The following is an 11,054-nucleotide window of genomic DNA, read 5'->3' as shown; positions in this document are numbered from 1 at the left end:
TACCGATTTCGGACGACAGGCAGTTTGGAAAGTGGGCCGTTTGCCGGCTGTCAACTTCGCGGATTAAGGGCGCGGGAAGGGAACATCTGCTCGCGCAGACTTACCACACTAAAGGCATGCGATCGGGCTGCCGCGTCAGCAATCTCATGGCTATCAACCAATTTTGCTTTTTGCCCATATTAGTGCATCGAAAGCGGCCAGCTTCGCTTTCTCGCTGGTAGGAAAGCGCTTTCGCCCGCACATACGGTCAAGAGTATCACGTCGCATAATCGTGATCATCCAGCCCGGTTTCGAAACATCCGCCAGGAAAACTTGAATATTAAAGCCGTCAACATTTAAGTACGAAATTCCCTCTCGAGACGTTCTCCATTTCCGACTGATCCATTTCGATCGGCGACGAGTTTCGTTCCTGAGGCGAGTTTCGCGCGCGCGAGGCCCAACGTAGTCATTCTCCATGTGTTCGGCGCATACGCAACCCACGCCCAGCGGTTCGTGGTAATCGGGATGCTCCATGAAATGAACATATCGTATCTCGACGCACTCACACATCGCGCAAACTTGCGAAGGCTCACCAAGATCATCGATACCCGTGCAACGCCAGCCCCGGTGGGGAACGCCGGCCGATGACCATTTTCCTCGATGCGTATGACCTTCCATAGGCGATCACCTTAGCGCCAGAGTGAACCCCACCATGCTTTGAGAGTGGCCCAAAAGCCTTCCTCGCGATGTGGCTTCGCGGGCGAAGGCAGAGGCCGTGGCGGCGGAGGCTTGATTTCGCCCGTCAGGACGCGGCTCGCGTATTCGTCGCGACGCCGCGCGCGGAGCGTCTGCGCTTCCGTCATGTCCGCGTACCAGTCAACACGACCCTGCCTGATCCAGTAGTGGGAATGACAGGGCAATGCGCCGAGGCCGATCGACGGTGCGAGCGAAACGGTATCCCCGTGATCGACAAGACTCCATTTCGCCGGATTTAAAGGGGTCACGACCTTGAATCCGCATCCGCAGCAGCAGAGATGCGTGGCGGTGTTGAAGCGCCGCGAAATATAGAGAACGCCATCGTCGATCTCCTTCGGGATGAATTCGACGTATGTATGTGCAAGCCTTTCCCGTCTCGTCACGCGTGGTCCTCGTTTGAAAGCTCCCCAGTCGCGATCTGGTACGTCGTCGCATGCTCTCGCCCAGCATCACGATAAAATCCGATCAACCGCTTCCAGCGAATGACAGCGAGCGCCGCGTTGAGAGAATTGAGTTCAGCGATCTGGATGTTGGTAGAATACTCGTTCTCGGCCTCGTCATCTTCGCCGAAAGAAATTCGGGAATCGATGTGATCGCGCTTTTCAGGCGTGCTACTGACGACGCGCACGACGCCCTGAAGACCAGCCGGAGCGCGAATGATGCCAAGACCGACTTCGATAAAGGCGATGCCGTGGGCGATCAGCCAATCGATGATCGCACGCTTTGCCTTGCCTTTGTCCATGCAGATGAACGCGAAGGTGATCCCTTCGAGCAAGTGTAGGTTCTCGTCCGTCAAGGGCACATCGTGCTTCATGAGTCCTTTGCGGCGTAGTTTCGAATAAATGTCGAAGAGATTTTCGACCTTGGACTTCTTGGTTTCCAGCTCCGCAAGCGACCATGCTCCGGGAGCGCGGAAAGCGTTATGCGTGTCAAAACTGTCGCCGTCGAACAGACGGATCTCCGCGACACGTGTTTTTGCGATCAAATCCAGGATGTATGACCCCGTTCCTCCGACGCCGATGATGGCGACGCGCTGATTCTCCAACTTTTCGTTGTCGGCCCCGATGTGAACCCGACTCGAAGCCGTGTCGATGTAGTGGAAGATGTCATCGTCCTCTTCATCGGTCGCGTAGATCGGGTGAGTCTGCGCAGTGATCCCTGGGCGCAGCTTCCTCGCTTCACCGACGATCCAGCCGAGATAACCGAGCATTTTATGCTCGTAGTCGCGGTAGCTGTTGCGGGCCGAGAACGTGAAATCCGCTTTGACGCCCCCACCGAAATCCTGTGCCGCGCTCGGATTTTCGAAGCTTTGGATTTTCCGTCCGTCCGCATGACAAGGATGTTCACCGGTCCAGTAGGCGACGTGACTGTCAGGCTTTCGCGTCTGCTCAAAACCATCGACCACATGGGTATCAAGCTTGGCGATCAGCACGCCGTCCTCGCGCACGACCGCCGAATCCGTCACGTAGGGAACATCCTTCACCAGCAGATAGCCGTTGCGGATTTCGAGGTTGTACCCGTCATTCCGCATCGCGAGCAGATCGGGGCTACGACCGATTAGCCGGTGTGACATCGAATTCCATTTCCTTTTTCACTTCGACGGACTCGCCCTCCATAAGAGTGCCGGTCGGTTTCGGGCCGTTGCCCTTGCTATACATGACCTGATAGCGCTGGTTCTCGGGCAGCTCCGGTGCTTCGATCAGCGCGAGTAGCTCCTCGTAGGTGATCTTACCCTTCACCACTTCGTATTCAGTGCCGTTGACGATGATGGTTACGGTCTTCGGATCAGGCTTCCCGCCCTTCTCGGCTGCGTGTTCGTTCGTCATTTTCGTTGTCCTTTCCAGATCAGGTGTTCTTGTCGCGCGGTGGATTCGGATCATTGCCGTGGCTGTCACTGCGGGCGATCTTTCCATCCTTGTTGTGGATTCGAAGCTCGGTGCCTTGGTTACGGCTGATCTGCCGACCCACGTCGACTGCTTCTTGCTTGGTGTCATAATGACCGCTTGCGCGGCTTGCACCGCCTCGCTTCACATCCCAGCCGCCGGAAGGGTTGGGAACTACATGGTGGCTGTCGGGCCCTCTCTTCATCTTGAAAAATCCTCGGTTGTCTAATGTTGTAATCCGAACTATGACGAACTCGTCATTGGGCGGGGCAAAAAAACACGCCGCGCCGATATGGCGATAGCGTCAATTCATATTATACGGATTCGTAATGCCAGAGTCAACGGCACCGTCTGAAGTTTTCCAAGAGCGATTGCGAACGGCGCGCGAGGCTCGAGAATTGAGTCAGGGAGAGTTAGCGCAGCGCGCGCGTCTGCAGGCTTCGGCCGTTTCGCACTTTGAAACGGGAACGAGGAAGCCCTCCTTCGATAACCTCAAGAGACTCGCGGACGCACTCAAGGTTACCACGGACTACCTGCTCGGCCGTGCGGCAGAAATGGAGGCGACGGCTGCCAGCGCCGACCGCTTACACCGGCATTATTCCGGTCTTTCGACTGAGTATCAAGAAATGGCAGACGACTTTATTCAGATGCTGGCCCAGAAAGCGCAGAAGAAGAAAGACGTCGGCGAGCAGTGACTCGCCGGTCCGATCCTCTCCTCAAAGTCAAATGGGAGGCCGACAAGCTTCTCCAGGAACTTGGGATTGATTCCCTTCCGGTTGACCCCTTCGTGATCGCCGAACGACTAGGGATCGCTTTACAGGCCATGCCGTCGCGGATGGGCGGAGCATCGGGCATGCTGATCCACGTAGCCGGACAGTTTGGAATATGCTTCCCTACTCACATCGACAGCGAGGGTTTCAAAAACTTCTCGGTCGCGCACGAAATCGGCCACTACCGTCTGCCTGGTCACGTAGAAGCCGTTCTGAATGAACAGGGCCAGCACGTCTCCGCAGCCGGTTTCCGAAGCTCTAGCCGTTACGAGCTTGAGGCGGATCACTTTGCAGCAGCATTGCTGATGCCCACGCGGCTCGTAAGTTCTATCTTGAAGAAAGCAGGCGATGGGCTCAAGGCGGTAGAGAGCATCGCCAACGAATGCGACACGTCGCTCGAAGCTGCAGCCATTCGCTACGCGCAACTGTGCCCTGACCCTGCGGCAGTTATACGTAGCCAGGGCGCGACAATCGAATATGCCTTCATGTCCAGCTCACTCCGCGATTTCGCCGGGTTAGACTGGATACGCAAAGACACGCCCTTGCCCTCCAACAGCGCCACTCGTGAGTTCAACCTGGAGGCCACTAACATCAGTCATAGCAGAAGGAGCGAAGGAGACGGAGCTCTCCAAGATTGGTTTGGAGGCCCGTACCGACAAGAAGTTTTTGAAGAGGTTGTGGGGCTTGGAAGCTATGGGAAGAGCCTCACAGTTCTCACTGGAATGCAGCCGCCTGATGAGATTGAGTATGAAGATGACGACGAAGAGGACCAAGCTCTGGAGGAATCCTGGACGCCTCGTTTTCGGCGCTAACGGCTTTGAGAATCTAGGCTTTGGATCCACATTTCGATACGCGCGTAAGTAAGGGCGGTATCTACACGGCAGACATTCCTTTGACACACCTGTCCTACGGTCTCGGAATCCATATGACGGTGATATAGCGGATCCGCGAAGGGCTGCTTTTTGGGGGGTGGTCGGCGAGGACGGTCATGGCCAAAGTGGGACGCAAACCTGCCATTCAGATTCCGAAATCCAGCGTCTTGCTCTTGCTCCGGGTCAGCTCCAAGTCGGCTTTGCTAGCCTCCTCCGGCTTCGGCTGAATGGCGTCTTTGCCCTTTTCGTTGGTCGACTTGAGCCGTGCCGTGACCTCGATGGCCGATGCCTTCTCGCCCTTGTTTCGGGCAACGGCCGCTCCAAGCTTGTCCGAGTTGTCGACCACCAGCGTCAGGTGATCTCGGAGCCTCGTGACTGTCACCAGGAACGTCTTCTGGTTGGACAGGTTGCGCTCGCGGCTGTCCATGACTGCGATACCGCGATCCGATGTCAGGCCCTGCGCCATGTGCGCGTTGAGCGCATAAGCGAGGTCGATCCGCTTGAGCATCGGGTCGTCCTTCTTGAGCTCGACCTGCCCACTCTTGGAGGTTTCGAAGGTGACTTTGCCGCCTCCAAATGCGACGACCCTCGCCTGGTCGGCGTTGAACAGGCCGCGCCGGTGATCATTGCGGGTCCAGCGGATCCTGTCGCCTTCGTGGATTTCGAGCTTGCGAGGCTCGAGCAGGGTGAGATTGTCGCCACCCTTCCCCGTTTTGATCCGCGCCGGATCGAATCGGAATCGCTTGCCACGCTTGTCCTCGACTTCAACCAGCTTCCCTTTCCGGTCCTGCCCGAGAATGCGGTACTCACCAACGGAAAGGCCGAGGGCCTGCTGCTTTCTGGAGACCTCTAGCACGCGTCCCGCCCGATAGACCGGGAGATGGCGAAGTTCTTCCCGGGTGGTGTTCACGCGGTCAAGGACATCCAGCTTCATCCTTCCCGGACCGATCTCGCGATTGGCGAGAAGGCCCTGCTGGACTGCCGTATTGGCCGCAGAGCGAATTGCCCGTCCCGAGGCGTAGATCGACGTTCGGGCGCGGGTTTCCGTGTCGAGAGCGAGCCAGGCTTCAGCGGCGATCAGCGCGCCATCGCCCTGTGCCTCGACGGTATGCGGCTTCAGATGGCGAAGTGCCTTACACACGTCGCCTGCCTGGGCGGCCGCCTGCGCTTCGCGCACGACCGGGTCACGGGCGCGTAGGTTGGTGGCCATCTCTGCCCGCGCGATGCCTGTCCGCTGAAGCAGCGCGAACGGTTTGCCCGCATCGACCGCCCCCAGCTGCTTGCGATCCCCCATAAGGACAAGGCGATGGACGCCAGCCAGATTCGCGAGGCGAACGAGCTTCTCCTTGTCTTCGTTCGAGACCATCGATGCCTCGTCTAACACCAGCACATGAGCCTTGAGGCTCGCCTGCGCCTCGGCGCGCAATGCGACATTGCCCGGATCGTCGAGCAGCTTTTTCCAACCGCCGAGAAACCGCGCCAGCGTCTGCGAGCCAATCCCAGTGTCGCGCTCAAGCATCTGGACGAGCGTGTTCTGGATCGCGAGGCCGATGACCGGGTAGCCCTGGTCGCGCAGCACCGCGGCGACGGGTTTCAACACACTGCTCTTGCCGGCCCCCGCGATGCCCTGGACAGCGACCGTGCGATCCTTTGACGTGAGGATCAGCTGCGCCGCCGCCAATTGCCCCTCGTTGAGCCGGAACCCCTGCCCCGTGAGCGCAGCCGCCTGGACAGATGCGGCGGCCTTCCGCGGGTCGATCACCGGCGAGCTGTCGCCCTTCCCGGCAGCAACTTCGGACAGGATCCATTGTTCGGTCACGACAGCTTCGCGCGATGCAAGCCAGCCCTTGTGCTCGCCCTTGCCCGCCATCAGGTCACCCGAACGCACCAAAGCCCGGGTCCGCTTCTCGACATCGGCAATCGTGGTCGGCAGCCCGAAATCGAGCGCGGCCTTGTAGAGCGCTGTCCGCTCGAAGGCCGCCTCGCGCTGCGAGAGATGACGCACTGCCGATGCAACAGCCTGCGCTGCAGCGATGGTCTGGCGGTCCTGCTTCAAAACCGACGCCGGTATCAGGGGATCGGCGGGATCGCCCCTGACATGCGCGGCAAAGCGGCTGAGCCACGCCCGCCCGCGCTCGACCAGCGAACCGATCCGCGTGGCTTCCATGCTCTGTCCAAAGGCCCTGGTCCGCGCTCGATCGACCAGTGGCATGAGGTCAAGCCCGATTGATTGCGCAGCCTCGCTCCATTGCTTACTCAGGGTCGCTCGGTCTTCAATCCCTTCCTTGCTCGCGCGAGTATCGAGCGCAGCGATGCGGCCGGCTTCGAGACCCGGACCGCGCCGCGCCTCGAGCACTTCCTTGCGGCGGGTCGAGAACGCCATCACCTGCTCGCGCGAAAGCCCGCGCGCCTCGAAATTGCCGTGCTTGAGCACCGGACCCGGCTCGTAGCCGAGCTTCTCGACCGCGACCCGAAAGCGCGCCATAGCGATCGAATTGAGCGTGGTATTGAGCTGCCAGAGCCGATCGTTCTTGAGCGTTCGCCACTTGCCGTCCCTCCCTTGCGTGACGTTGGCGATCACCGCGTGGAAATGAAGATTGGGTTCCTGGTTGCGGTTGGTGTCGTGCTGGAACAGGCCGATGGCGAGATTGCCGGTCGTCTGCGTCACCACCTTGCCCTTCTCGACGATCCGCGTCTCGGCCGCGTTCTTCTCGGCCCAGTGCAACGCCTCGACGACAGCTTCGCGGTAGGCGGCAATAATCCGTTCGTCCTTCCCGACGAGTGCCAGCAGCGACCAGCTCTTGGGGACCGAAAAGGCGAGATCGGTGCCCGGTCGGTGCGCCTGGCCGGGGTTGCCGACGCTGCTACTATCGGGCAGCTCACCGCGCAGCAGCGCGTCGAACGCCCTGGCCTCGACCTTGCCCTCAAGACCAAGGCGTTTGGCGCCATCTCCGATCCACTGACCCGAGCGATCGGCATCGGCGCTGGCGTAGTAATTGTCCGAGGCGAAGTAGCTCGCCGCGGCCGAAGGCGAGCGGACATTGGCGACGGAAAGCATGGGCTGGGATCACTTTCTCTTGGCCCTCGTCCCCTCCCCGGTTGAGCGTCACATATCCGGATCGAAGTCCCCGTAATCGTGACCATGGTCCTGCCCCTGATCGGCATCGCGACCCTGCTTCGCTGCACCGCCAAGAAGCGACTTCTGCTGCTCTTCCTGGAGTCTCTGGTCGGCCTTGCCGCGCGCGACCTGCGCCCGCTGATGCGCTGCGGGATCGGGAATATCGGACCTGGCGGAAGGTCCATCCCGTTGCTCCTCAGCTTTCGAAGACAGAGGAAGTTCGGATTGAGCCGGCCGCTGAGGGTCCGATGTCGCCCTTTCCTCTTGCGCATTCGGATCGCGACGCTTCCTTGTCTGGCCCGGTCGAGCCAGATCGCCCTTGTTGCTGCGACGGGTCCGGCGCAGTTCCTTTTTGTCTTCCTTGTCGGCTTTCTTTTCAGCGGTGTCGGAGCGATCGTGCGCGACCCTCAACCGTCGAGGATCACCATCATTGCCGCCCGTTTCAGATGCTGCTCCGGCACCGCCACCTGCTCCTTCTTTGTCATCACCGTGGCGGGCCTGTGGTGGTAGCTTAGGCATATCCCGGGGAATGAAGCCTTCGGCCACCCGAGGCCAGTTGCGCGGTTCGAGGACCACGGGTGCCGCAGGAAATCCTTCGGGAAACTTGATGAAACCATGTAGGTTCTTGAGCTTCATCAGCTCGTCAGGAAGCAGCAACGGAACGACCTGGCGCCGGGGCGTCAGGCTGACCGCGTCACGCGCATTGTTGTAGCCGTAGCTGTAACCTTCCTCCATCTCGCGAACCTCGCGGTGGCCGATGATATCGGAACACCAGGTGGCGGTCTCGCGATCTGCTGTGCCAAGGATCAGCTTGGTGCGGGCAAGCGAGGAGAGGGTCATTGCCATGTTCTCACCGTAGACATCCTTGAGCTTGGCAAAGGCATGAATCCCGGTGACGATCGCGCCCCCGAAATTGCGCGCGGTCTGGAGGCCCTTCTCGAGCGAAGGGAGACGATGCAGGGCGCCCAGTTCGTCGATCAGGAACCAGAGCCTGATGTCCCGCGAGCGCTGGCCCGCCATCAGCGTATTGATCGCGGTATCGAGCCACAGCGTGAGCAACTGCGAGAGCACGCTCATGTCGATGTAGCGGGCAGACAGGAACAGGATCGAGCCCGGTCCTCCTGCCCCGTTGATCCACTCGCGGACCGAAAAGGGCTTCCCGTCTTCGGGCAGCATCTGGAGCGCCTTGGCATTGACATTGAACACTGCCCGGACCGATTCCGCCATGCGCGCCGCGCTCGGCGTGCTGATGGGACCGGCCATGGTATCTTCGACGAGACGGTGCAGATCGGAGAGATCAGCGTTCATGAGTTCGTGGGCGAGCGCGGCGTTGGTGCCCCGCCCTGCTTCGGCGAGCTTGAGACAGGTCTCGACGAACAGCGTGCGCGCGGCGAGCACCCAGAACTGTTCGGCGCCGCCACCATCGTGCGGGACGAGGGACTCCGCCGCGGCATGGAATTCGGCACGCGTGGAGCAATCGTTGAACACGCTCCAGGCGAGGCAACGCGCGTCGAGCGGGTTTAGAATGATGTCGCGTTTGGGATCGTAGAAGGTTTCGACAAAGGCCCCGGTAAGATCGAAAATGACCGCACGTTCGCCCCGTTCACGGATCTCCCTGGTAAGCTCGGTTAGGACAACGGTCTTGCCTGTCCCGGTTGTGCCAACAAGCATCGCGTGACTCTGCTCGAGACGCCAGGGCCAGCTGACCCCGGCCAGATGCGCGGGAGAATAGAAGCCCGCATTCCGCAGCGAAGTCGACCCGGCCAGACGCCAGCGCCAGCCCAGCGCATCGCCATACTCGCGGGCACGGGCATCGCGGTTGTGCGCGGCGATCTCCCGGCCAAGTTCGCGCAAGGTAGTAAGCTCCGCCCCGCGTACATGCTTCTTCTGTTTCGACTTCTCGCCGAAGCGTTCGGCAACCCACCAGAACAGCGCGAAGAGCGGCGCAAGAATGAACCCTGCAAGCCACAAGGCGCTGATCACCGCACTCTGGAAAAGCGCGACCGCTTCGCGCATCGGCGGGTAATCGGTCACGACGGAAATAGGAAAAGCAACGAGGCTCCCGTCGGCAAGCTTGAGGTTCACAAGCTTGTCCGGATCGAACTCCATGAAGGCATAGCCAGAGGCATAGGCATGCATCCACAGGAGGTAGACCTGGTAGTCGTCTAGCGCACCGCTCACCTCCCAGTAGACCAGCCCGAGAACGACCAGCAGGGTCACGACCAAGGGCCCCTTGAGGCCCGCGGCAAACATGAAGCCGAAATGCCCGAGGAGCTGGCTGCCGCGGGTGAAGTTGACGAGATTATGCTTCATCGTCGCCTCCCATGGGTCGGGGTGCAACGATACCGAGCCGCTCCAGCCGGCGCTGGTAGGCAGCGACGGTTTTATCACGCAAGTTAGTGTCGGGATGATGCGTAAGCAGCGCATCCAATGCGACCGTAATGAAGATGTTCTGGCGCACCGGATCGGTCGCTGGAGTCCTCAGGTCAGCTTCGGTCGCGCGCTGCCAGGCATCGAAGATGCAATCGCAAACAACGATACTCGCGCTGACCCTGCGCTCGTCGGCTTGTTTCCTGATCCATTCGGCGATCAGGGGCGTGACATAGGTCACGAACCGGTGGTGTCTTTGCATTTTTCCAAGTTCCTTGTGTTCAAAGAACCTGGCTCACCCTTCGAAAGGCAAGTGCCACTCTAGGCCGCAGCAGGGGGTGTAGGAAAACGGAAAATTCACGTCGCTTTTCAGCAGATTAAACGGATCTGTGCCGACTCGGCACGGACGAGAGCGCAAGTGGACCGCATCCGGCACAGAAGATGATATCGGCGAAATTTCGTGAATTCGCGAAGCAATTCCGCGCCTTCCATTGCAGCACCCGCTGCGTACGGTGTGCTGGGTCAAGCCCATTCTCAATTGCGCGTCAGTGACCAGAAAATTTACTCGAAAGAATCCTGCGAAAAATTGTGTAATTTCAACTGGAGTAAGCAGCGTAGCGCGACAACCGAGCGCAGAATTCTGTCAAATTTTTGTACCTCTAATCGACCATGAATTTCACTTTATGTTCCGAAATGGGGACCAAATAGCCATCATCAATGCCGCGGCTCTCTAGACGATTCCTCCACCCGCTCCAGCTTGCAATATGGGGTTGAAAAAGAATTTGCTTTCGCAATCTTTGTTGCACATTTCGCTGGTCAGTAGCGATGTTGATCGAAGTCACTATCGGTCGGTCATTGCTGTTGCGATGACATAATCAGCTTCGATTTTGATAGGCTCCAGCCCATCATGGAAGGGGTAAATCAAGATGAGGTTCGAGCACAAATAAAGTCGGCTACAGTCGCACGCCAAATTGCCCCAACACCCACACCATCGCGAGATAAAGAAGCACCGTCATCGTGCATCCGATGGCGAGCGCAGGCCAGAATGCCATGCCGCGATTGAGCAACAGCGGGATAACGAGGAACATCGGCAGGCTCGGCAGCACGAACCAGAACGTAGCGAAGGCGTGCTCGGCCATGCGTGCGGTGTCTTCGGTATCTCGCCACAGCCAGATCATACCTAGCACCGAGATGAGTGGCAGCGAGGCGATCAACGCGCCGAGGCCCGGTGCTCGACGCGCGACTTCGCTGACAATGGCGATAATGATGCCCGACAGGGCAGCTTTTAGCAGCAGGTATCCCATCG

10 protein-coding genes are annotated in these 11,054 nt (G+C 59.4%); 2 read left to right on the top strand and 8 right to left on the bottom strand.

Annotated elements, in window-relative coordinates; all coding sequences use genetic code 11:
• Positions 1 to 668: 668 nt before the first annotated feature.
• Genes AABA34_RS08445 through AABA34_RS08430 form a run of 4 tightly spaced genes read right to left on the bottom strand, consistent with a single transcriptional unit; the run spans position 669 to position 2,823 of the window.
• On the bottom strand, positions 669 to 1,118 hold the full coding sequence (locus AABA34_RS08445) for a DUF6527 family protein (RefSeq protein ID WP_338302247.1): 450 nt from the start codon (positions 1,116 to 1,118) through the stop codon (positions 669 to 671).
• Positions 1,115 to 2,308, bottom strand: coding sequence for a ThiF family adenylyltransferase (locus AABA34_RS08440; RefSeq protein WP_338302246.1), 1,194 nt, complete (start codon positions 2,306 to 2,308; stop codon positions 1,115 to 1,117). Before AABA34_RS08440 ends, AABA34_RS08445 begins: the two co-directional genes overlap by 4 nt.
• Positions 2,283 to 2,561: a multiubiquitin domain-containing protein gene (locus AABA34_RS08435; protein ID WP_338302245.1), complete on the bottom strand. Its 279-nt coding sequence runs from the start codon at positions 2,559 to 2,561 to the stop codon at positions 2,283 to 2,285. The genes AABA34_RS08440 and AABA34_RS08435 overlap by 26 nt, the downstream gene beginning before the upstream one ends.
• A 19-nt stretch (positions 2,562 to 2,580) precedes the next feature.
• Complete coding sequence (locus tag AABA34_RS08430) at positions 2,581 to 2,823, bottom strand: DUF2188 domain-containing protein (RefSeq protein WP_338302244.1); 243 nt, start codon at positions 2,821 to 2,823, stop codon at positions 2,581 to 2,583.
• A 124-nt stretch (positions 2,824 to 2,947) separates the two neighbouring features.
• Between AABA34_RS08430 and AABA34_RS08425 the strand changes: the two genes are divergently transcribed.
• Positions 2,948 to 3,313: a helix-turn-helix domain-containing protein gene (locus AABA34_RS08425; protein ID WP_338302243.1), complete on the top strand. Its 366-nt coding sequence runs from the start codon at positions 2,948 to 2,950 to the stop codon at positions 3,311 to 3,313.
• Positions 3,310 to 4,200 carry an ImmA/IrrE family metallo-endopeptidase gene (locus AABA34_RS08420; RefSeq protein ID WP_338302242.1) on the top strand — a complete coding sequence of 297 codons (891 nt, stop codon included), beginning with the start codon at positions 3,310 to 3,312 and terminating at the stop codon, positions 4,198 to 4,200. The genes AABA34_RS08425 and AABA34_RS08420 overlap by 4 nt, the downstream gene beginning before the upstream one ends.
• 205 nt (positions 4,201 to 4,405) lie before the next feature.
• Here the strand turns inward: AABA34_RS08420 and mobF are convergent, their stop codons facing one another.
• The 4 genes from mobF to AABA34_RS08400 form a co-directional block, all read right to left on the bottom strand.
• Positions 4,406 to 7,318 (bottom strand): MobF family relaxase, encoded by a 2,913-nt coding sequence (mobF, locus tag AABA34_RS08415; RefSeq protein WP_338302241.1) that lies wholly within the window; start codon positions 7,316 to 7,318, stop codon positions 4,406 to 4,408.
• A 48-nt stretch (positions 7,319 to 7,366) separates the two neighbouring features.
• Entirely contained in the window at positions 7,367 to 9,691 is a 2,325-nt protein-coding gene (locus tag AABA34_RS08410; protein ID WP_338302240.1) for a type IV secretion system DNA-binding domain-containing protein, read from the bottom strand.
• Positions 9,681 to 10,010, bottom strand: a complete 330-nt coding sequence (locus tag AABA34_RS08405; RefSeq protein WP_338302239.1) for a hypothetical protein — start codon at positions 10,008 to 10,010, stop codon at positions 9,681 to 9,683. Before AABA34_RS08405 ends, AABA34_RS08410 begins: the two co-directional genes overlap by 11 nt.
• Before the next feature lie 691 nt (positions 10,011 to 10,701).
• The gene (locus AABA34_RS08400) at positions 10,702 to 11,052 is read right to left on the bottom strand and encodes a DUF3147 family protein (RefSeq protein ID WP_338302238.1); all 351 of its coding nucleotides are present in this window, start codon (positions 11,050 to 11,052) and stop codon (positions 10,702 to 10,704) included.
• Positions 11,053 to 11,054: the final 2 nt, after the last annotated feature.

The organism is Erythrobacter sp. Dej080120_24, assembly GCF_036322605.1.
GTDB lineage: Bacteria > Pseudomonadota > Alphaproteobacteria > Sphingomonadales > Sphingomonadaceae > Erythrobacter > Erythrobacter aurantius.
The sequence above is the reverse complement of the archived record's forward strand: the minus strand, read 5'-3'. Positions and strand labels throughout refer to the sequence as shown.